At 59.9% G+C, this 21,519-nt stretch carries 15 protein-coding genes and 2 tRNA genes; 7 read left to right on the forward strand and 10 right to left on the reverse strand.

Going from position 1 to position 21,519, the window contains the following annotated elements; genetic code table 11:
* Window positions 1-302: 302 nt before the first annotated feature.
* From metK to AAAV21_RS00190, 7 genes are all read left to right on the forward strand, one after another.
* Window positions 303-1,583 carry a methionine adenosyltransferase gene (gene metK / locus AAAV21_RS00160; RefSeq protein ID WP_089571822.1) on the forward strand — a complete coding sequence of 427 codons (1,281 nt, stop codon included), beginning with the start codon at window positions 303-305 and terminating at the stop codon, window positions 1,581-1,583.
* 312 nt (window positions 1,584-1,895) lie between these two features.
* On the forward strand, window positions 1,896-3,503 hold the full coding sequence (sdaAA, locus tag AAAV21_RS00165; protein WP_349106524.1) for an L-serine ammonia-lyase, iron-sulfur-dependent, subunit alpha: 1,608 nt from the start codon (window positions 1,896-1,898) through the stop codon (window positions 3,501-3,503).
* Between the two features lie 149 nt (window positions 3,504-3,652).
* Window positions 3,653-5,377 carry a L,D-transpeptidase gene (locus AAAV21_RS00170; RefSeq protein ID WP_349106527.1) on the forward strand — a complete coding sequence of 575 codons (1,725 nt, stop codon included), beginning with the start codon at window positions 3,653-3,655 and terminating at the stop codon, window positions 5,375-5,377.
* 132 nt (window positions 5,378-5,509) lie between these two features.
* A complete protein-coding gene (locus AAAV21_RS00175; protein ID WP_349106529.1) occupies window positions 5,510-6,922 on the forward strand; it encodes an efflux RND transporter periplasmic adaptor subunit in 1,413 nt (470 codons plus the stop codon).
* A complete protein-coding gene (locus AAAV21_RS00180; RefSeq protein ID WP_349106531.1) occupies window positions 6,922-7,695 on the forward strand; it encodes an ABC transporter ATP-binding protein in 774 nt (257 codons plus the stop codon). Before AAAV21_RS00175 ends, AAAV21_RS00180 begins: the two co-directional genes overlap by 1 nt.
* Window positions 7,692-8,906 carry an ABC transporter permease gene (locus tag AAAV21_RS00185; RefSeq protein WP_349106534.1) on the forward strand — a complete coding sequence of 405 codons (1,215 nt, stop codon included), beginning with the start codon at window positions 7,692-7,694 and terminating at the stop codon, window positions 8,904-8,906. The genes AAAV21_RS00180 and AAAV21_RS00185 overlap by 4 nt, the downstream gene beginning before the upstream one ends.
* Window positions 8,907-9,122: 216 nt before the next feature.
* Window positions 9,123-10,556 carry a radical SAM protein gene (locus AAAV21_RS00190; protein ID WP_349106536.1) on the forward strand — a complete coding sequence of 478 codons (1,434 nt, stop codon included), beginning with the start codon at window positions 9,123-9,125 and terminating at the stop codon, window positions 10,554-10,556.
* A 56-nt stretch (window positions 10,557-10,612) separates the two neighbouring features.
* Here the strand turns inward: AAAV21_RS00190 and AAAV21_RS00195 are convergent, their stop codons facing one another.
* From AAAV21_RS00195 to AAAV21_RS00240, 10 genes are all read right to left on the reverse strand, one after another.
* The gene (locus AAAV21_RS00195) at window positions 10,613-11,224 is read right to left on the reverse strand and encodes a TetR/AcrR family transcriptional regulator (protein ID WP_349106539.1); all 612 of its coding nucleotides are present in this window, start codon (window positions 11,222-11,224) and stop codon (window positions 10,613-10,615) included.
* A gap of 116 nt (window positions 11,225-11,340) precedes the next feature.
* The gene (locus tag AAAV21_RS00200; protein WP_349106540.1) at window positions 11,341-12,648 is read right to left on the reverse strand and encodes a lysylphosphatidylglycerol synthase transmembrane domain-containing protein; all 1,308 of its coding nucleotides are present in this window, start codon (window positions 12,646-12,648) and stop codon (window positions 11,341-11,343) included.
* A 150-nt stretch (window positions 12,649-12,798) separates the two neighbouring features.
* Window positions 12,799-12,875 (reverse strand) — tRNA-Glu (locus AAAV21_RS00205).
* A gap of 23 nt (window positions 12,876-12,898) precedes the next feature.
* A tRNA-Glu gene (locus AAAV21_RS00210) sits at window positions 12,899-12,975 on the reverse strand.
* Between the two features lie 143 nt (window positions 12,976-13,118).
* Entirely contained in the window at window positions 13,119-14,522 is a 1,404-nt protein-coding gene (locus AAAV21_RS00215) for an HD domain-containing protein (protein ID WP_349106542.1), read from the reverse strand.
* Window positions 14,523-14,686: 164 nt separating this feature from the next.
* Window positions 14,687-15,619 carry a hexose kinase gene (locus AAAV21_RS00220; protein ID WP_349106544.1) on the reverse strand — a complete coding sequence of 311 codons (933 nt, stop codon included), beginning with the start codon at window positions 15,617-15,619 and terminating at the stop codon, window positions 14,687-14,689.
* A gap of 189 nt (window positions 15,620-15,808) precedes the next feature.
* Window positions 15,809-16,741 (reverse strand): 1-phosphofructokinase family hexose kinase, encoded by a 933-nt coding sequence (locus AAAV21_RS00225; protein ID WP_099431686.1) that lies wholly within the window; start codon window positions 16,739-16,741, stop codon window positions 15,809-15,811.
* A gap of 74 nt (window positions 16,742-16,815) precedes the next feature.
* Complete coding sequence (gene ptsP, locus AAAV21_RS00230; protein ID WP_349106547.1) at window positions 16,816-18,519, reverse strand: phosphoenolpyruvate--protein phosphotransferase; 1,704 nt, start codon at window positions 18,517-18,519, stop codon at window positions 16,816-16,818.
* Between the two features lie 133 nt (window positions 18,520-18,652).
* Window positions 18,653-18,916 carry an HPr family phosphocarrier protein gene (locus AAAV21_RS00235; RefSeq protein ID WP_022094575.1) on the reverse strand — a complete coding sequence of 88 codons (264 nt, stop codon included), beginning with the start codon at window positions 18,914-18,916 and terminating at the stop codon, window positions 18,653-18,655.
* Window positions 18,917-19,423: 507 nt separating this feature from the next.
* Window positions 19,424-21,427: a fructose-specific PTS transporter subunit EIIC gene (locus AAAV21_RS00240; RefSeq protein ID WP_349106550.1), complete on the reverse strand. Its 2,004-nt coding sequence runs from the start codon at window positions 21,425-21,427 to the stop codon at window positions 19,424-19,426.
* Window positions 21,428-21,519 lie beyond the last annotated feature (92 nt).

Consider the following 21,519-nt stretch of genomic DNA (forward strand, 5'->3'; position numbering starts at 1 on the left):
CTTAAATGACCATTCGTTGGGGACGTTCTTCGAAGCTAACTGAACAGGAGTGTCCCAAACTGCCGTCACTTGGGGACGTTCCTAAACTGCCGGCAGAAAAGGACCGTCCCCAAGTGCCGACACATAAGGAACGTCCCCAGGTGCCGTAAGAGTGTTCCTATTGGCTGGTCATTTAAGTCTGTCCCCAATGAATAGGTGCGGAAAGGGTGTGAATGTTTGATTTACGCGCTATGATGTGCCCTTGCATAGAGAGCCCGGCGGAATGGTAACGGTCGCTGGGACACGTTTTTGAAAGGACAATCATGTCAGAAGAACTTCGTTCCATCCCACCCCAACACGGGTCCTTTGTTTTTACGTCGGAGTCGGTGACCGAAGGTCATCCCGATAAGATCGCTGACCAGATCAGTGACGCCGTCCTCGACGCAATCCTCGCCAAAGAAATAGAGCTGCAGGAGCAGGGCTATATTGCGCCCAACGGTGTGCCCGCCAACGTGGAGAACGTCCGCTGCGCCTGCGAGACCCTCGTGACCACCGGCACGGTCATCGTCGCCGGCGAGATTCGCACCCAGGCCTACGTCGACGTACAGGAAATCGCCCGCGGCGTCATCCGCCGCATTGGCTACAACCGCGCCAAGTTCGGTTTTGACTGCGACACCTGCGGCGTTATGAGCCTCATCCACGAGCAGTCGCCCGATATCGCCCAGGGCGTTGACGAGTCCTTCGAGACCCAGACCGGCGCTACCACCGACCCGATCGACCTGATCGGCGCCGGCGACCAGGGCATGATGTTCGGTTATGCCTCCAACGAGACCAAGACCCTCATGCCCATGCCGCACTACCTGGCAAGCCGCCTGGCCGAGCGTCTGGCCGCCGTGCGTCACGACGGTACCCTCGCCTATCTGCGTCCCGACGGCAAGACCCAGGTCACCGTGCGCTACGAGGAAGGCAAGCCCGTCGAGGTCACGACCATCGTCATCTCCACGCAGCACGCCGCCGAGATTGAGGACATGGGCAAGATCAAGGCCGACCTCATCGAACACGTCATCACCCCGGTCATGGCCGCCGAGAACATGCCGTGGGACAACGCGGACATCTACGTGAACCCCACCGGTCGCTTTGTCGTGGGCGGCCCCATGGGCGACACGGGCCTCACCGGCCGCAAGATCATCGTCGACACCTACGGCGGCTACGGCCGTCACGGCGGCGGCGCCTTTAGCGGCAAGGACTGCACCAAGGTTGACCGCTCCGCCGCGTATGCCGCGCGCTGGGTCGCCAAGAACGTGGTCGCCGCCGGCCTGGCCGACCGCTGCGAAGTCGAGCTTGCCTACGCCATCGGCGTTTCCAAGCCCCTCTCAATCATGGTCGACACCTTCGGTACCGCGCATGTTGCCGAGGACAAGATCGTCGAGGCCGTCGAGAAGACCTTCGACCTGCGCCCGGGGGCTATCATCCGCGACCTAGACCTGCGTCGCCCCATCTACGAAAAGACGGCAGCCTACGGTCACTTCGGCCGCGAAGACGCCGACTTCACCTGGGAGAATACCGACCGAGTCGAAGAACTCAAAGCAGCCTGCGGCCTATAAATAGGTTCACAGAGCCCTGACAGCAAAGCATTAGAACCAAAGGAAGTACCGGCCCCAACCGGTACTTCTTTTTATTTACACGGTGGTGTGAATATTTCGATGCGCAATGAACAGCACATCCCCAGCTGATGAATTTTGACATCCAGCCACTCCAACCATGTATCCTAAGTTCCGAGGGCTTTGGTATTTGGTCGATCGCGAGTTCCGCACGAGCCGGAGGCCACTTAATGTGGCCTCCGTGCGAGCCAGGACTGTAGAGCAGGCGACCAAATACCAAAGCCCTCGGAACGACGGGATAGAACAGGAGCGCATATGGCAGGCAAGCCGCAAACACTAGCTACGACCTCGGCATTCGAGATCCTGGGGCCCGTCATGGTCGGCCCCAGCTCATCGCACACCGCCGGCGCCCTGCGCTGCGCCCAAGTTGCCGCCAGCCTGCTGGAAGGCCGCATCACCAAGGTCACCTTTGGCCTTTGGAACTCCTTCGCCCACACCTACCGCGGCCACGGCACCGACCGCGCTCTCGTCGCGGGCATTCTGGGCCTCGACACCGATGACGAAAACATCAAGCAGGCCTTTGACCTCGCACGTGAGCAGGGCCTCGAATATCACTTTGACATCAAGGGCGACGACGCCTCCATCCACCCCAACACCGTCGACATCGATATGGTCGACGCCACGGGCGCCACGGCGCAGGTCCGCGGCGAGAGCTTGGGCGGCGGCAAGATGCGCATCAGCCGCATTAACGGCGTCGGCGTCGACATCTCGGGCATGTATTCCACGCTCTTCGTGGCGCACCAGGACGTCCCCGGCGTGCTCGCAGCGCTCACCAACCTGCTCGCCTACGCCCATGTGAACATCGCCTTCTGCCGCACCTACCGCACCGAAGTGGGCGGCCAGGCCTACTCCGTCTTTGAGACCGACGGCGCCCCCGACGACACCGTCGTCCCCATGCTCCGCAAGCTCGACAATGTCGATTACGCGACCTTTATCGAGCTCCCCGGTTCTGCCTCGTCGCTCTCCCCCGGCGTCTCGGCAAAGGAAATCTTCGACGACGGCGAGCAGCTGCTCGATGCGTGCGAGGAACTGGGGCTCAACATCGGCGCCGTCATGGCCGTGCGCGAGGCACGTCTGACCGGCGAGGCACACGCTATCGCCGCCATGCGCCGCGTACTCGACGTCATGCGCGAAGAGACCACAGCCCCCATTTCCAATCCACAGCGCTCGCTCGGCGGCCTCATCGGCGGCGAGGCAAAGCTTGTCGATGCCACCAGCCGAAACGATCTGAGCATAAGCCTGATGGGCGCCGTCCAGACCGACGCCGTGGCCCGCGCCATGGCCGTGCTCGAGCGCTCCGCCACCATGGGCGTGATCGTCGCAGCTCCGACGGCAGGATCCGCGGGTGTTGTGCCCGGCTGCGTGCTGGCGCTCGCAGACCATCTGCAGCTGGACGACGAGCAGGTCATGGATGCCCTTTATTGCGCCGCCGCCATCGGCCTCAACCTCACCACGAGCGCCTGCGTTGCCGGCGCCGAGGGCGGCTGTCAGGCCGAGGTCGGAAGTGCGGCCGCCATGGCCGCCGCCGCGCTGGTGCAGATGCTCGGCGGCACACCCGAGCAGGCGCTCGATGCCAGTTCCATCGCGCTGAGTAATCTGCTGGGCCTGGTCTGCGACCCGGTGGGCGGCCTCGTGGAGGTGCCGTGCCAAAACCGCAACGCCATCGGCGTGGCAGCCGCCTTTAGCTCCGCACAACTCGCCCTCGCCGGCATTAAGAGCCTGGTGCCGTTTGATCAGATGGCACACGTCATGCTCTCCGTGGGCCACGCGTTGCCGGCCACGCTGCGCGAGACGGCAAAGGGTGGCATCGCGCAGGCTCCGGCCGCACTTTCGGCCTGTGCAAAATGCGGTGTGTGCGGATAGCGACAAAGAAAGACTCGAAGGTGGGACAAATGTCCCACCTCTTTTGAATGCCACCGTTTCCATACCACAATCAACTAGGTAATCGCTATAATGCAAGCCCAGTAAAAACACGATGAGCCGCAAGGCGAAATCCGAAGGATATGCATACGATGTCGCAAAACGATCGAACTCAACTGATTCCCGATCCGCAGCAGCCGAGCAGGCACACCGGCGGCGTTCAGTCGCCGCGTCCTATCGCGCCGAGCCACGGTCAGCAGCGTGGTGCGGCAAACGCTTCGCAACGCCCGAACCAGCAGCGCCAGCAACGTCAGCAGCGCCAGGCAAACGGCAATACGCCCAAGCAGCCCCCCACGCACGGTCGAGGCGATCGCGGCCCCGCGCGCAAACCCACCGGGAACAATAAGTCGGGCAAAAAGACGACGCTCTTTGTCCTCCTGGGTCTTATCGTCATTGTCTATATCGTAGGCGTCGTAGCATTTTCGCAGGTAGCCTACCCCAACACCACCATCGCCGGCGTCGACGTCTCGTTCTCAAACGCATCGTCCGCCGCCACCAAGGTCAACTCGGCGTGGAAGCACTATAAGCTCACCGTGACAGGCGATGACTTTAGCTGGACCTATCAGCCCGAGTCCGATGAGCCCATTGTCGACGGCGAAGCTGCCGCAAAAGAGATTATCAGCCGCAACGAAGCCATTGTATGGCCGGTTCGCCTTGTAGAATCCTTAAGCGGCAAGACCAAAACAACCGCTAGCTCCAACGAAGTCGATCTTGATCAAGACGTCGACCTGTCCATGCTCTCCGACACCTTTGACCAAAAGCAGTTTGAGAAGGATCTGGGCGCCGCCATCGACGAGTTTAACGAGGGGCGTTCGGGCGCGTTCGAGGCCAATAGCTCCTATGACGAGCAGGCCGGCAAGTTTACCGTCGAGAAGGCGCGCTCCAACGAAAAACTCAACCGCGAGCATGTCATTAAGTATGCCGAGCTCGAGCTTGCCTCGCTGGCCGAGACTGTAGATCTTTCCAAGCTCGGCAACGATGCCTATGAGCCGCTCAATGGAACGCTGACCGATGATCAGATTCAGGCCGCATGCGATGCCGCCAACAACTTCTTGGGCGTCAACGTGACCCTCAAGCTCAACGGCGAGGATGCCGGCAAGGTTGATGGCAGCTCCGTGTTGCAGTGGATCAGCTTTGCCGATCCGGCCAACCCCACGCTCGATACGTCGCAGATCAGCAGCTGGGCAGCCGAGCTCGCCAACGGCTTTAATACCGTGGGCTCCACTCGCTGGTGGACGCGCGCCGATGGCAAGCAGTGCGCCGTCGAAGGCGGCGACTTTGGTTGGTCCATCGACAGTACCTCGCTCGCCAAGCAGGTCGAAGACGCCATTAACAACAAGCAGACCGGCGAAATCGATATCAAGTACTCCCAGAAGGCCGACACCTTTACCGCAAAGGGAGAGCCTGACTGGAAGGCATACGTCGATGTCGATCTGTCCGAGCAGCACGCGCGCTACTACGACGAGAGCGGCAATATTGTGTGGGAGGCCAACTTTATTTCCGGCAAACCGGGCGAAGACGCCACCCCCGAGGGCGTATGGCAGATCAACAGCAACGATGGCGCCAGCAATCTCATCGGTGCCAAGGACCCCGAGACCGGCAAGCCCAAATACGAAAGCCCAGTTAGCTACTGGATGCCGTTTGAGGGCAACATGATCGGCTTCCACGATGCCACCTGGCAAAACGACAAGAGCTTCGATAACGCCGAGTCGTACAAGTGGTGCGGCAGCCACGGTTGCATCAACCTGCGCCTGGCCGACGCCAAGGCACTTCACGACTGCATCAAAGTCGGCCTGTGCGTGGTTGTCCACTCGTAGTGCAACGCGCGCATTCCTACAACGTGGAGCCGCTGCGACCAATCTAACAGTTCCGAAAGAATCCGCCATATGCGCCCGCCTTACGCGACGGGCGCATATACTTATTGAGGAACTTTCTATAAAGGAGACGCTATGCCGAATGTCCCCACCATCACCCCAGGCCCGGATGATGCCGAGTACACGCCCGAAGGTGCCACCGAAACGATTCCTCTGATTAAAAACGTACATGCCGACAAGCAGAGCGAACGCACGAACGATACGGCCGAGATTTCCGATGAAGAGGCATATGCCAAGCTCAAGGCAAAACGTGCCGAACGTCGACGCAAAAAGCTGATTCGACGCGGTATTGCCGCCGGCGTCGTTGTTGCCATCGCGCTCATTGTCATCATCGCAACGCTGGTCATCAACGCGCAACCCGCAGGCACCAACGGACCGGTGACCGACATGGTCACCGAAGGCACGTTTACCACCACAGTCGAAGCCAAGGGGCAGCTTAAGCCCATCTCGGCATCGGTCGTCTCCCCTTCTGTCGACGGTACGGTTGAAAAGATCAACGTGCAGGCCGGACAGAGCGTCAACGAGGGCGACGTGCTCATGACCATTAAGAACGACGCGCTCGATAGCGCTGTTTCCGAGGCGCAGCGCGCGGTCGCGGCCGCCCAGGAAGACCTGAACAATGCAAAGGTGGCACTCGCGGCCGCACAGGCCGCACCGACAACGGACAGTGACGGATCGACCGGCCCATCGGACGCAAACGCCAACGCAAATGCCGTCTCGACCGCCCAGCGCAACCTCGCCTCGGCCCAGGCAACGCTGGAGCAGGCAACTGCAAAGGCGGCCGAGCGCACCGTAAAGGCCCCCAGTTCGGGCAACATCGTCGAGCTCAACGCCAAAGTCGGTGCCACGGTGACCGGAGGCACGATCATGGGCGAAGGCGACACGAGCGGCGGCAAGCAGTGCATGCAAATCGCCGACCTGTCCAAGATGAAGGTGACGGTTCAGGTGGGCGAAAAGGATATCGCCAAAATTGCCGTGGGCCAAAGCGCCAACGTGACCTATCCCGCGTTTCCCGATATCGTGAGCCAGGGCACCGTCACGGCTATCGCCTCGGTGGCAAACTCTGACTCCGGCTCCGGTAGCGGCGGCAGCGTGACCTTTAACGTCGACATCCTCATCGAAGCACCCGACAGTCGCCTTAAGCCGGGTATGACTGCCGAGGTCTCGGTAGTGACCGAGAAGCTCGACGACGTGGTTATGGTGCCGACCATGGCGCTGATGACCGAAGATGGCGAGCACTATTACGTCAATCTGGCCACCGATTCGGAAGGCAAGAAGACGCGCCGCGTGAAGGTGACCGTCGTGACGCAAAACGACAACGACGCGGTGGTCGGCAAGACGCAGGTCAAGCGCGACGACCAGGGTAACGAGATCAACCCGAACGTGCCGGTTACCAAGCTGCGCGACGGCGACACCCTCGTGATGGATACCGGCGGCAGCATGACGGCAGACGGTGGCGACAACACGTCTGCCGACGAGGGCATGTAATGCGTCCCGTCATCGACATCCGCAACGTGCACCGCATCTTTGAGAGCGAGGCCGGTTGCGCTCACATCCTGCACAACGTGAGCCTGGCGGTTGACCCCGGCGAGTTCGTCGCCATCACCGGCCCCTCTGGCTCGGGCAAATCCACGCTCATGAACATCCTGGGCTGCCTGGACAAACCGACGGCGGGCGACTATTACCTGCAAGGGCTCAACGTCGCCGAACTCGACGATGATGAGCTCACCGAGGTGCGCGCATTGAGCATCGGCTTTGTCTTTCAGAGCTTCAACCTGCTGCCGCGCCTGTCGGTCATCGAAAACGTCATGCTGCCGCTGTCCTACACCAATGTCCCGCGCAGCCAGCGCGAGATGCGCGCCGTGCACGCGCTGCAAGCCGTCACGCTGCCGGTCGACCATTGGGATCACCGCATATCAGAGCTCTCGGGCGGACAGATGCAGCGTGTCGCCATCGCGCGCGCCCTCGTCAACGATCCGCCCATCATTTTGGCCGACGAGCCGACGGGAAACCTGGACTCGACAACCGGGGCACTCGTCATGGAAACCTTCCACAGGCTTCAGGAGCGCGGCAAAACTATCGTGCTCATCACACACGACCCGGGCATTGCCGCCGAGGCCGACCGCGCCGTGACCATTCGCGACGGGCGAATCCATAATGGCGCGTATATCGCGCATGCACCGAAGACGCTGCGCGGTGCCGTCGACAACCTACCCGCGATTTCCGCATCTTCCACGCGCTCGAAAGGAGCGAAGGCATGAGCACCCGCGATCTTGTCCAAGAAGCCCTTCACTCGCTCGAGGCCAACAAGGGACGCAGCCTGCTTACTATCCTGGGCATCGTCATCGGTATCGCGTCGGTCATAGCCATGACCTCGCTTATCGGTGGCATCCAAAACAGCCTGGTCAACAGCCTGGGTCTTAACGCCGCCCGCATGGTACAGATCTATTCGTCCCAAGAACTCACCGAATCGGACGTCGAGAAGCTTCAAAAACTAGTGCCGCAGATAGAGCAGATCGGCATTGTCGACAGCGCGTATACCGAGTACAAGTCTGGCGATAAAAGCTATACCGTCATGGCACAGGGTGTCGACAGCGACATGCTCGACGCCGTGGGTGCCAGCAAGCTCGTTGCAGGACGTGTCTATTCACAGGCCGAGTCTCAATCAGGCTCGCGCGTGGCGCTCATCAGCCGCGGCGGCGCCGATCAGCTTTACGGCAACGAACAGGACGCACTGGGGAAAACCATCAAGGTGTCCAACGGCGAGGTGCAAATTGTAGGCGTGATTGATGGCGGCAGCGACTCCATGGGCTCGCTCACGCTGTATATGCCACGCGAAACCATCTCCGGCCTGTTTGGCGACGAGAATCCTTCATTCCCCAGCGTGACGGCACTTGCTGCCGAGGGCACGGACATGGACGAGCTCTGCAAGACCATCGAGTCTAAGGTGCGCGCGATGAAGGGCATCTCGGAGGATGATGAGTACGACAGCGTATCGGCGACCTCCATGAAAAGCGCCATCGATGCACTCAACTCGTTTATGGGCGCCTTCTCGCTCATCATGGGCGCTGTCGCCAGTATCTCACTGCTTGTCGGCGGAATCGGCATTATGAATATGATGCTTACCAACGTGACTGAGCGCATCCGCGAGATCGGTATTCGCCGTGCCTTGGGCGCCAGTCGCCGCGATATCACCGCGCAGTTTTTGGCCGAGTCCTCGGCGCTGTGCGTCACCGGTGGCCTACTGGGTGTCCTGATTGGCTATCTGCTGGCCTGGGGCCTCGCGATGTTTGCCGCAGGATCAGGGGCTCTCAACGAACTCGGTGCCAGTGGGCAGATCACACCGAGCTTTTCAATCGCCACGGTGCTGCTGGCCTTCGGCGTCTCCGTCGGCATCGGCGTAATCTTTGGCTTCTACCCCGCTCGCCGCGCCGCAAAGCTCGATCCAGTCGAGTGCCTCCGCTATCAGTAAGCAACCACCCTTACGCTGCGGTGAAATAGTGACTGTTTATGCGTCTAAAAGCGCATATTAGACACTATTTCACCGTAACTTAGAAGGTGTCGGGGCATGACACTTCGCCCCAAATCAAATTGATTCGTTGAATAGACACATTACGGATTCTTTAGACGCATTTAATTCCACATATGGGTATTATCTCACACGAAGTACACGTGAAAGGATATACCCATGTCGCTTACACAGTCAGCGGAGCGCGCAGCACTCAACAAACTCATCGATTATCTCGACGACAACCCGCAGGAAAACATCGACAAAATCATGGACCTCGTGAACAAGCTGGTCCCCGACCGCGTGTTTCCCGCGCAGCGCGAGGCGTTCACCAACGTCATCAAGAGCCGCGGCAATTGGTATGACCTGATCATGCGCGTTTTCACCCTCAATCCCAAGATGCGCGCCAAGTTGCTCAAGACGCTTATTGTCGACGGCAACCTGCTCGCTTGGCCGCAACAGGAGAAGAGCCGCGAAAAGTACCAGTGCAATATTCCGTGGGCCATCTTGCTCGATCCCACGAGCGCCTGCAACCTGCACTGCACGGGCTGCTGGGCAGCCGAGTACGGCTATAAGCAGAACCTCTCGTTTGAAGACATCGACTCCATCATCACGCAGGGCAAAGCTCTCGGCACGCATATCTACATCTACACCGGCGGCGAGCCGCTCGTTCGCAAGCGCGACCTCATCAGGATCTGCGAAAAGCACCAAGATTGCGTGTTCCTTTGCTTCACCAACTCCACCCTGATCGACGAGGCGTTTTGCGATGACATGATCCGCGTGGCAAACTTTGTCCCTGCCATCAGCGCCGAGGGCGACGAGCACACCACCGATGCCCGTCGCGGCGAGGGCACCTACGTCAAGATCGAGCATGCCATGAAGCTCCTGCGCGAGCGCAATCTGCCCTTTGGAATATCGACCTGCTGGACGAGCGCCAACGCCGATACCGTCGCCACTAAGGAAAACATGGATTGGATGATCCGCGAGGGAGCGCTCTTCTGCTGGTACTTCCACTTTATGCCGGTCGGGCGCAACGCCACCTCAGAGCTCATGCCCACGCCCGAACAGCGTGAGCACATGTATCGTTTTATACGCGAGATGCGCGAGAAAAAGCCGCTCTTTACGCTCGACTTCCAAAATGACGGTGAGTTCGTGGGCGGCTGCATCGCCGGTGGTCGCCGCTACCTGCACATCAATGCAGCGGGCGACGTGGAGCCCTGCGTGTTCATCCACTATTCCAACGCCAACATCCACGATGTGAGCCTGCTCGATGCGCTGCGCTCTCCCCTCTTTATGAAATACTACGAGGGCCAGCCGTTCAACGACAACTATCTCAAGCCCTGCCCCATGCTCGAGAACCCCGACGTGCTGCCCAAGATGGTGGCCGAGACCGGTGCCAAGAGCACCGACCTGGTCGAGAAGGAATCGCCCGAGCAACTGCGCGAAAAGACCCGCGCCGCAGCCGAGGCCTGGGCGCCCGTGGCAGAACGCATTTGGAACGATCCCGACGATCCGCTCTACATCAAACGCCATGAGGACGAGACGCAGGGCATGGCCGACAGCGACATGCATAAGTTTGAACAGCAGGGCCGCAAGCTCAAGAGCAACTGCTAGCGCTTGATAACGGAGCAGGCAGCAAAGACGCGGGCGCCTCGGGAGGGGCGCCCGTGCTAGGACAAACGGGTCTCCAAGCTCGAAAGACCGTTCAGAGTCAGGTCGTTGGCGACTGCCGAGACGCGCTCAATGGCAACCGAGCCATCGGACAATGCCCACGTGCGATAGATGCCGATAATACCGGACAGCAAGAACGCCAGGTAGTATTCGAACATTTCGTCCTTAATGCCCTCGGGCAGCAGGCCGCGCTCGGCAATCTCGTGCTCGAGCGGCACGCGCAGGCGAGCCATAAAGTCGTCAAGCGGAATGTTTTCGATGAGCTGGCGATTGAGCAGCAGGTTGTTGCACAGTGCCTCGTTAACGGTTTTAAAGAAGGTCGCCGCCGCGCCCAGGGCGCGCTCGTTGGTGTCGCCGTCCATGGAGGCAAGCGTTTTCTCGACCGAGTCGACAATCATCTCCACCACATCGACGGCAATGGCATCGAGCAAGCCATCAACCGTACCAAAGTGCACGTAGAAGGTTTTACGGTCGACATTGGCCTCGCGCGCGATGGCACTCACCGTAATGTCAGCCAGCGGCTTTTCCATGAGCAGGCGCTCGAAAGCGGAAAGGATGGCATTGCGGCTGCGAACGATGCGGCGATCAATACGCGGTTTGCTGGTGGCCATGGGCGTGTCCCTTCGATATGCGGGCATTCATCAACAGATGAGAGATAATCTACGTAAGAGGATTATCCCCCATACAGCACAAATATGCCCCGCATCATGAAGAACGCACGACTGCCCTACTGCGACTTAGGGTGCTTCTTCTTATTGAGTGCCGACGGAGATACACGGATACCCTCGCCCGTCTGTCGCACATAGACTTTATGAGCCGGCTTAGCGGCCCCAGAAGCCTTCTGAGCGTGCTTCTTGGGATCAACGGTAACAGAAATCATGGGGTGCGACTTAGTGGGCGCAGAGGGCGTCTGAGGCGTGCGGCCGAGCTTGCGCATCACGCGATCCCAGCGCGCATGGATGCTCTCGTTGTGCGCGCTCTTAAGGCCCAGCAAGGGCGCAGCCAAAATGGTCGGCGCGATAAACGTAATGAGTCGCCACAGCAGATAGCCGGCGGTCGAAGCCGACCCAAAGAAATGACCCAGGAACAGCGCGAAGCCGCCCTCGGCACCGCCGGTGCCACCGGGCAGGGGAACAGCAGAGCTCAGGAGCTGAACAAAGGCGCTCGCGGCCATGACCGAGAAAAAGTCGACCTCGTGGTGGCCAAAGGCAAGCATCAGGAAATACGGCACAAGATAGAAAAACGCGAGCTGCAGCATGGTGATAAACACGGTGAGCAGCATGGAAGAAAAATGTCCGGCAGAAAGCTTGAACTTCTCGGAGAAGGAGTAGATCTCGCCATCGACAAACGTGCGCCATCCCTCGATCCTAGTGGCCGAGACACCTATGCGCTCGAGCCAATTGATGATGCAATGGGCGACGCGCGTGACGGTCTTAGGCATAAGCGCGATGGCGAAGATGCCGAGCAGGATGCAGAAGTGTCCGCCAAAGCTAAAGACGCACAGCAGCGTCATGTCGCCATAGCGCTCGGCAAAAAACGGCATGCGAGCAAGCAGGAGGATAGCGCCCCAGGCAACAAGGCCAAACTGATACACAATAAATCGGGTGAACTGCGTGGCACCCGCTTCGCCCACGTTTTGGCCCGCTTTGGTCAGGCGGTAGATCTGGGCAGGCGTAGACCCCATCATCATGGGCGTCAGATTGCCAAAAAAGATGCCGCTCGCCTCGACCGAAATGAGGTCGCGGATGCCGACGGGTGAATTGGGGTCGAGCCAGACGGCGATCGCATAGGCCACAATGCCAAAGAACAGATACATGAACATGCAAAGACACGCGACAACGAGCCAGGGCGCCTGGACGCTAGACATAGCGGCCCAGAACTGCCCCATCTGCCCGGTTACCACCAGATAGACGATATAGCCCACCAGCACAACGCCGATAAAGATGGCGCCGCGGCGTGCGCTCATATTGTCATCGCCGCCCGAGGCCTCAACCTCGACCTGGGGCTTGGACGTATGCTGAGAGGACTCCGTCATGAGACTCCTTCTAACAGTCAAAATATCTTGGTTATTGTACCCGTAAGGGCCATAAGCAGAACGCAAAGCTCTTGTTCAAACGGGAATGACAGACAGTTGTTTGATAATAAAAAACCCGGCTTTCCGTGGAAAGACCGGGTATTAGATGCGTGGTAGCCCGTACCAGATTCGAACTGGTGATCTCCGCCTTGAGAGGGCGGCGTCCTAAACCGCTAGACGAACGGGCCAAAGCCTTAGCAGATAGAAGAAGTGGTAGCCCGTACCAGATTCGAACTGGTGATCTCCGCCTTGAGAGGGCGGCGTCCTAAACCGCTAGACGAACGGGCCACATGACATCTGCACTGCCGTGCTGCGAGGACATATATTACGGGACAAAAAACATCAGCGCAAGAAGAAATTCCAAATTGAAGAAATTTTGTCGGGAGGTTATGGAACGCGCAGGTCAACAAGGTAGCAAATATGGGACGGGGCTATTTTAGCTCTCCTAGGTGGAGATGAGTCAGGAGAGCTTCGCGGTCGTTGGGGATGTTGTCCTCGATAACGGCGTCGAGGGCGGCGTTGAGTAGCTGGCCTAGCTCGGGCCCCGGCTTCACACCGGCACGAATCAGGTCGCCGCCGTTGATAGCAAGCAACTTGAGCGAATAGGGCTCCCCCGCCTCCAACAAATCATGGGCGAGTGAGCGCATCTCTTCGATCGTCTCGACGTAATAGAAACACGACGGGGCCTTGCCGAGCGTATCGGCACGCTTAAGATCCATGAGCTCGTCAATCAGACGCGGCGTATCGACGCCCTCACCCGAAAGCAAGCGCATCATGTTGACCAAACAGGAACGATCGGGGCGCAGCGGCTTGTCGTGATACTTGATGAGCAGGCAGACGTCACGGATCAGATCGTGCGAGAGCGCCAGGCGATCCATAATAGCGCGCGCCTTCTTGGAGCCGAGTTCGGGATGACCGTAGAAGTGTCCGCTACCGGCATGGTCGACCGTGAAACAGTCGGGCTTGGAGACATCATGCAAAAACGCAGCCCACATCAAACTCGGCGAAGGCGTCACGCCATCACACAGCGCCAACTCCCCCGCCACCGTCAACACACGGGCGATATGTTCGTAGACATTAAAGGCATGATAGACGCTTCGCTGGTCAAAGCCGCGTGCCGGCGCAAGCTCGGGCACGGCGGCGCAGATGAGCTCGGGGTAGCGCAGCATGGCGTCTCCCCCGTGGCCGGTCGAAAGGATGCCCTCAAGCTCAATGCCCACACGCTCGCGCGCCACGACATCGAGCAACGGCGCACATTCGGCCAAAGCCTGTTTGGTCGCGGGTTCAATCATAAAGTCTAGACGGCAGGCAAAGCGCACCGCGCGCAGCATGCGAAGTGCATCCTCGTTAAAGCGACGCTTGGGATCTCCAACAGCGCGGATGAGCTTACGCTCCAGGTCGCCCTGACCGTCGTAACGGTCGACAAGGCCGCGCTGGGGATGCCAAGCCATGGCGTTAACGGTAAAGTCGCGACGCGCCAGGTCGTCCTCGAGCGACGCCGCGCGCTCCACACTCTGGGGATGACGACCGTCGGTATAGAAGCCGTCCAGGCGGTAGGTGGTGACCTCAATGCGCTCGCCGTCGCAAATAGCCGTAATGCCACCGAATTTAATGCCTGATTCAACCACGGCGATATCCGCTGCCTCGAGCGCCGCTTTGGACTCCTGCCATAGGCCGCTGCAACACATGTCCACATCGTGGCTGGGACGCCCCATCAGGGCATCACGTACCCAACCGCCTACGTACCAAGCCTCAAGGCCGGCCGCCTCGAGCGCACGCAGGACACGGATGGAGGCATCGGTCGGCTGCGTACCGTTGAGCGAAACATTGCACATGCCTATGGCCTCCTGCGACTATCAAATTGGCTATCGATTGCGTCTGCAAGAAGTCTAGCAAGAAACAGCCTCCACTGCACACGCAAGTCCGATAAACAAAAACGCATCCGTCTTTGTCTAAGACGGATGCGAAATTATCGAACTATTCAGGCAATGTGCCGGAACTAGCAAACCTGACGGATTGCGATACCCTTCTGGTACTCATCGACCTTGGCAAAATCGCCCAGGCCCGGGCACTCGACCACGTTGGCGCCGGTGGCCATCGAAAGGCGGAGGGCATCCTCGACGCGCTCGGGGGCGTCGTGCCACACGGACAGGAAGGCGGCAAGCGAGGAGTCGCCCGCGCAGACGGTCGACAGCAGCTTGACGTCAAAGGTGCGGTTGGCAAACCAGATGTGCTCGCCGTTGGAGAAGTATGCACCGGCACCGCCGAGCGTCAGCAGCACATTCTTGGCGCCCTTGGCGTGCAGTTCGGCCATAGCAACCTTAACGGACTCATCGTCGCCACCACTCACCTTAATGCCAAAGATGTCGAGCAGCTCGTCGTCATTGGGCTTAATCAGCAGCGGCTCCATGGCAATGAGGTCTGCCAGCTGATGGCTCGAGATGTCGAGCACGAACTCGGCGCCCTTCGCCTTCACGCGACGCAGGACCTCTGCCAGGAAGCCCTCGGAGGTGTTGGGGGGCAGCGAGCCGCTGATAACCAGGCAGGTCATGTCATCGAGCGAATCGATGAGCTCAAACATCTCCTGCTCGTTAGCCGCATTGATGGCGGCGCCTGCGTTGACCATGTTGTACTCGGTGTCGGGGCCGGCATTGAGGAACACGTTAACGCGCGTGATGCCGTCGGTCCACACGGGCTTGACGGGCACGCCCAGGGCCTCGGCGCCCTTGACGATAAACTCGCCCGAGAAGCCGGCGAAGAAGCCCAGGATCGTGGTGTCGACACCGTAGTGGTCAAGCGTAAACGAGACGTTGAGGCCCTTACCGTTGGGTGTGTAGACGGCGTTGCGCGTGCGGGTGACGGTGTTGGCCGAAAGGCCGTCGCAGGCGATGTTGTAGTCAATGGCGGGATTTGCAGTGAGCGTATAAATCATGAATGTTCCTTTCACGAAGCAACGTGCTAATGAAAGTATATTCCACACATCGAAAAAAGGCTACAACAACTCGGTGAACGGTGTGGAAGCGATGAAGTAAGGCAGGACACCTCTCAACCATGGCGGAACAAAAAAGGCGCCCCGGTCGAAACCGGGGCGCCGCATGCGAACGAATATGTCGCGTTTCGATTACTGACGATCGAGCTTGCGGACAGCAACGCGCTTGCTGTACTCATCGACGTGACCGAAGTCGCCGATGCCGACGGACTCGGCAACGTTGGCGCCGGTGGCCATAGCGAGCTTCATGGCCTCCTCGACGTTGTCGCGATCCCTGTACCACTTGTGCAGGAACGCAGCGAGGGTGCAGTCGCCAGCGCAGACGGAAGAGACCAGCTTGATGTTGAACTCACGCTTGGCATACCAGATGTCCTCGCCGTTGGAGAAGTAGGCGTCGCCACGGCTACCACGGGTGAGCAGCACGTTCTGGACACCGGCCTCGTGAGCCAGCTTCATGGCAACGCGGACCTCGTCGTCGGTATCGACCGGCACGCCGAAGATAGCCTTCATCTCGTGATGGTTCGGCTTGATGAGCAGCGGCTTCTTGTGAGCGAGCTCCTTGAGCTTGTCGGAGGACAGATCCAGGACGACGTCGGCGCCACGGGCCTGAGCGTGCTCCATGACCTGAGCCAGGAAGTCGGGCGTAGCTTTGGGAGGCACGGAGCCGGAGACGATCAGGCACTCAAGGTCGCCCGCGGTGTCCAGGATGTTGTAGAGCTCCTCCTGGTGCTGCGGCGTGATCGGAGCACCCGGGTTCAGGATGCCGTACTCGTGTTGGCCATCGTTGACGTAGGTGTTGATGCGCGTGATACCGTCGGTCCAGACCGGGCGGCACAGGCAACCCAGGTTCATGACCTCCTCGACGATAAACTTGCCCGTGAAGCCAGCGAAGAAGCCGAGAGCGACGGTGTCGACGCCCATCTTCTTAAAGGCGAAGGACACGTCGAGGCCCTTGCCGTTAGCCGTGTAGCTGGCCGAGCCGGTGCGGACGTTCTCGTCGGGCTCGAGCGGAGAGCTCGAAACCGTCATATCGACAGCCGGGTTAGCGGTTAGCGTGTAGAACATTTACAGTACCCCCTGTATATGTGAGGGCCGCGTGGCCGGCCCATTCCAGCCACGCGGTTACCTCTGATACCAAATTAGCGAGCTGCGGACTCGAGCAGCGCCTTGACCTCGGCGGCGGTGTTGCAGGCGAGCGCCTTCTCGGCGAGCTCGTCGCACTCGGCCTTGGTCCACTGGCTGATGGTCTTGCGGGCGCGCAGGATCGACGGAGCGCTCATCGAGAACTCCTCCAGGCCCCAGCTGATCAGCAGCGGCTCAAGCAGCGGATCGGCAGCGGCCTCGCCGCACATGCCGACCATGATGCCGGCCTTTACGCCGCTCTCGATGATGTTCTTGAGCGAGCGAAGGACAGCGGGATAGTACACCTGGTACAGGTTGGAGATGGTGTCGTTGCCACGGTCGGCGCACATGGTGTAGCCGATCAGGTCGTTGGTGCCGATGGAGAAGAAGTCGGCGACCTCGGCCAGGCGGTCAGCGAGCAGCGAGGCGGCAGGCGTCTCGACCATAATGCCGACCTCGATGTTCTCGTTGAACTTGCGGCCCTCTTCGGTCAGCTCGGCCTTGCACTGCTCGACGAGCTCCTTGACAGCCAAGACCTCCTCGACGCAAGTGACGAGCGGGATCATGATCTTGACGTCACCAAAGGCGCTGGCGCGCAGCAGAGCGCGGAGCTGGACCTTGTACTGGTCGGGATTGGCCAGGCAGTAACGCACGGCGCGGAAGCCCATGAAGGGGTTATCTTCCTTGACCATATGCAGGTACGGGATCTCCTTGTCGCCGCCCACATCGAGCGTGCGGATGATGACCGGAGCGCCCTTGAGCGCGCTGGCGACCTTGCGGTAGGCGTTAAACTGCTCTTCCTCGGAAGGAAGCTCAGCAGAGTCCATGAACAGGAACTCGGAACGGAACAGGCCGATAGCCTCGGCGTCATGATCGAGAGCGTTGGGCACGTCATCGGGGTTGCCGATGTTGCAGGCGATGATCTTCTTGATGCCGTCGGCAGTCACAGAAGGCTTGCCGCGGAAGGCCTCGAGGGCTGCCTTCTCGGCAGCGAAGGCCTCGGCCTTGGCGGTGTAGGCAGCGAGCGTATCCTCGTCGGGATCGGCCTCGACGATACCCTTGCCACCGTCGACGACAACGGTCATGCCGTTGCGCAGTGCGGTGCAGCTGTTGGAAACCGAAAGGACAGCCGGGATCTCGAGGGCGCGCGCAATGATCGCGGAGTGCGACGTGCGGCCACCGGTCTCGGTGACGATACCGGCAACGTGGGCCTTATCGATCGTGGCGGTCATGGACGGCGTGAGGTCGTGCACGACAACGACGGTGTTCTCGGGCAGGACGGAGAGGTCGACAACCTCCTTGCCCAGCAGCTCGGCCAGAATACCGGTGCGGATGTCGGCGATGTCGGCCGCGCGCAGACGGAACATCTCGTCGTCCATGGACAGGAACATGTTCTCGAACATGGTCGAGGTGTCCATGAGTGCCTGCTCGGCGCAGGTGCCGCCGTCAATGGCGGCGTTGATGGCGTCGGTCATGCCCGGATCCTGAGCCAGGACAATGTGTCCGCTCATGATCTCGGCCTCGGCCTCGCCCACCGTCTCCTTCATGTGGTCGGCCTGAGCCTGGGTCTTCTCGCAGAAGACCGAAAGTGCGGTCTGATAGCGCTCCTTCTCTGCTGCCGAATCAGCAACCTCGTGCGGCTCAAACGTCAAGTCGGGATCGACGGCAACCATGACGGTGCCGATACCGATGCCCTCGGAAGCGTTGACTCCCTGATACATTCCCATTCCTCTCTCCGTGTCATGTGATAAAGCGTTTTGCCATATCCATGACAAAAGAGCGCAGCTACCTAAAAACAGGTCACTGCGCCCCCAAATATGAACTTAGTTGTTCAACATGCGACCCGTTTGAGTTCTACTCGCCAAGACCGCTCTTGATGAGCTCGATGGCAGCAGCCAGAGCCTCGGCCTCGTCGGCACCGTCGCACTTGACCTCGACCTCGGTGCCGCAGGGGATACCAGCAGCCATGAGGGCCATCGGGGACTTACCGTTGACCTCCTTCTCGGGGGTGACGACCGTCACGTCACAGGCGTACTTGCCCATGGTGGAGGCGAACAGACCAGCCGGACGCATGTGCAGACCCTGAGGATTAACGAGGGTAGCCTTCTCAGAAACCATAATTGACTCCTTTTTTGTGTTTAACCCCTGTCATGCATGTGGCAGGAGTCAGATTCACGACGTTGTTTATATTAACTCACATCAAACGGTTTTTCATTGTGTTTCGCACGAATTGTTGGACAGATGTCGTTCGCAGTCCGCTCGCCTGCCGGGCGGGGCGGTTAAGTTTGCTGCTCTACAGTCCTGCGCAAGACGGAAAGCACATTAAGTGCTTTCCTTTGAGCGCGGAACTCGCGACAAACTTAACCGCCCCGCCCGGCAGGCGAGCTGCGGGAACATGCTTCCGACCAAGAAATATCGTGCAAAAGGAATTCTGGCCGAATTATTGTTCGCGTGGGTGACTCAGTCGATGAGGGCTATCTATGCCCTGTGGGGGACTAAGGAGTGTCCCGGGGTGACGGCAGGAAGGGAACGTCCCTAGGTGCCGGTTGGCATGAAAAAAGGCGAGGACCCGAAGGGAGTCCTCGCCTTTGTTACAGGGGGCGATGTTATTCGCGTACTGTGGAATTAGACCAGGCGGGCGTTGATCGTCTTGGCAATCTCGGCGGCGTCGGTGGAACCCTTGACGGTGGCACGGAAGTCCTGGTCCATGAGCGCCTCGGCGACCTTGGACAGGATCTTGAGGTGCGTGGTGCCAGCCTGTGCACCCGGGATGAGCAGAGCGATGGCCACGTTGACGGGAGCGCCGTCCATGGTATCCCAACCGGTCACGCCGGACTCGTCCTTAACGACGATGACGGCAGCCTCGGCAATGGCGTCGGACTTGGCATGCGGGATGGCGAAGCCCTCCATCATACCCGTGGTGCCCTCGGACTCGCGAGCCAGGAAGGCGTTCATCACGGCGTCGGCGTCGCTGGCGATACCGGCCTTGACAGCCTGGTTGGAGACGAAGCTCAGAGCCTCGTCACGAGAAGCGAAGTCCTCGGCGACAAAAACATTCTCGACCTTCACAAAGTCGACAGCCTCGGCCTTGGGGGCTTCGACGGCAGCGGCCTTGGGGGCCTCAACCGGCTTGGCTGCAGGAGCGGCCTTCTGATTCTTCTCGAAGTCGTACTTCTTGAAGGCCACGAACAGGATGCCACCGACCACGGCGCCGATGAGGATCGCGAGGACCCACAGCGGACCGTTCTCGACAACGGGCAGGACCAGGAAGCCACCGTGAGGCGCCGGATCGTGAACGTTGAACATAATGGTCAGGATCGAAGCGATAGAGGAACCGAGCATCATGATGGGCATGACGGGCCAGATGTTCTTGGTCATGAACGGGATGGCGCCCTCGGTGATGTGGGTGCAACCAAGGATGAGATTGACGACACCGGCGTCGTGATCCTCCTGGCTGAAGTACTTCTTGCCGACAACGACGGCGAAGGTGGTGATTAGCGGCGGAACGATGCAGGCGGCAGAAACGGCAGCCATGAAGTTGGTGCCGAAGTTGTAGGTATCGGTGCCAACGCCAGCAGCCAGTGCCTCGGTGAGCATAGCAGTACCGGTGACGTAGGCAGCCTTGTTGACCGGGCCACCCATGTCAAAGGCGCACATGCAGCCGATGGCAAGACCCAGGACAACGGCGCCAGAGGCGGACAGGCCCTTGAGGAAGTCCATCATGGCGGTGTTGATGGCAGCCATGGGGCCGGAAATGCCGAGCATGACCAGGCCGACGATAGCCGTCGAGAACAGCGGATACAAGAAGATAGCCTTGAGGCCGTCCAGGTTCTTGGGCAGACCGGCAAAGACCTTCTCGAGCAGCAGGATGACATAACCGGCGAGGAAGCCGCCGACGATGCCGCCCAGGAAGCCGAAGCCCACGCCGGCGCCACCGGCGTCGATCATGCCGGTCTCGGCGTTAACAGGCAGGCCCTGGATGGCGATCATACCGGCAACAAAACCGGGGACGAGCGCCGGGCGCTTACCGATGGACTCGGCGATGTAGGCGGAAAGCACCGGAACCATGAGGTTCATGGCAATGCCGCCGATGATCTTGAGCATCGCAGCAAAGCTGTTGTAGTCGGCAGCCGTCGAATCGAAGGACGTGATGCCCCACAGGAACGAAACAGCGGTCAGGACACCACCGGCAACGACAAAGACCAGCATATGGCTGACGCCGTTCATAAGGTGCTTGTAGATGACGTGGCCGATGGACTCCTTCTCCTCGACCTCGTCCTCGACATCGGCAGCGGCTGCAACCGTGCTGTCGCCCTTGGCGGCAAGCGCGCGGTCAATCAGCTTACCGGCGGCCTCAACGGACAGGGCCTTGGAAACACCAACGGAAACCATGGGCTTGCCGGCGAAACGCTCAGCCTGGACATCCTTATCGGCTGCGACGACGACGGCCTTGGCACCAGCGATCTCGCTCTTGGTGAGCTCGTTCTCGACACCGACCTGGCCATGGGTCTCAACCTTAATGGTCAGACCTCGCTCGGCAGCTGCCTTCTCCAGCGCCTCCTTCGCCATGAAGGTGTGCGCGATGCCGGTCGGGCAACCGGTAGCGGCGATGATGTCAAACTTAGCCATGTGTCCCTCCTTCTTGAGTACTGCGCCCGCAGGCGCTCCCCTACACGCGCGTCCTTGCGCGCTTTTCCACACCTGAAAGATACCAAGCCACC

It is taken from the genome of Collinsella sp. CLA-AA-H302, from assembly GCF_040093305.1.
In the GTDB taxonomy this organism is placed as follows: Bacteria; Actinomycetota; Coriobacteriia; order Coriobacteriales; family Coriobacteriaceae; genus Collinsella.

Excerpts from the sequence above, each read along its gene's own strand:
- AAAV21_RS00185 (WP_349106534.1), top strand. The coding sequence starts at position 7,692 with ATGAGCACCCGCGATCTTGTCCAAGAAGCCCTTCACTCGCTCGAGGCC.
- AAAV21_RS00235 (WP_022094575.1), bottom strand. The coding sequence starts at position 18,916 with ATGGTTTCTGAGAAGGCTACCCTCGTTAATCCTCAGGGTCTGCACATG.
- AAAV21_RS00175 (WP_349106529.1), top strand. The coding sequence starts at position 5,510 with ATGCCGAATGTCCCCACCATCACCCCAGGCCCGGATGATGCCGAGTAC.
- AAAV21_RS00215 (WP_349106542.1), bottom strand. The coding sequence starts at position 14,522 with ATGTGCAATGTTTCGCTCAACGGTACGCAGCCGACCGATGCCTCCATC.
- sdaAA (WP_349106524.1), top strand. The coding sequence starts at position 1,896 with ATGGCAGGCAAGCCGCAAACACTAGCTACGACCTCGGCATTCGAGATC.
- AAAV21_RS00190 (WP_349106536.1), top strand. The coding sequence starts at position 9,123 with ATGTCGCTTACACAGTCAGCGGAGCGCGCAGCACTCAACAAACTCATC.
- AAAV21_RS00220 (WP_349106544.1), bottom strand. The coding sequence starts at position 15,619 with ATGATTTATACGCTCACTGCAAATCCCGCCATTGACTACAACATCGCC.
- metK (WP_089571822.1), top strand. The coding sequence starts at position 303 with ATGTCAGAAGAACTTCGTTCCATCCCACCCCAACACGGGTCCTTTGTT.
- AAAV21_RS00240 (WP_349106550.1), bottom strand. The coding sequence starts at position 21,427 with ATGGCTAAGTTTGACATCATCGCCGCTACCGGTTGCCCGACCGGCATC.
- AAAV21_RS00225 (WP_099431686.1), bottom strand. The coding sequence starts at position 16,741 with ATGTTCTACACGCTAACCGCTAACCCGGCTGTCGATATGACGGTTTCG.
- AAAV21_RS00200 (WP_349106540.1), bottom strand. The coding sequence starts at position 12,648 with ATGACGGAGTCCTCTCAGCATACGTCCAAGCCCCAGGTCGAGGTTGAG.
- AAAV21_RS00180 (WP_349106531.1), top strand. The coding sequence starts at position 6,922 with ATGCGTCCCGTCATCGACATCCGCAACGTGCACCGCATCTTTGAGAGC.
- AAAV21_RS00195 (WP_349106539.1), bottom strand. The coding sequence starts at position 11,224 with ATGGCCACCAGCAAACCGCGTATTGATCGCCGCATCGTTCGCAGCCGC.
- ptsP (WP_349106547.1), bottom strand. The coding sequence starts at position 18,519 with ATGTATCAGGGAGTCAACGCTTCCGAGGGCATCGGTATCGGCACCGTC.
- AAAV21_RS00170 (WP_349106527.1), top strand. The coding sequence starts at position 3,653 with ATGTCGCAAAACGATCGAACTCAACTGATTCCCGATCCGCAGCAGCCG.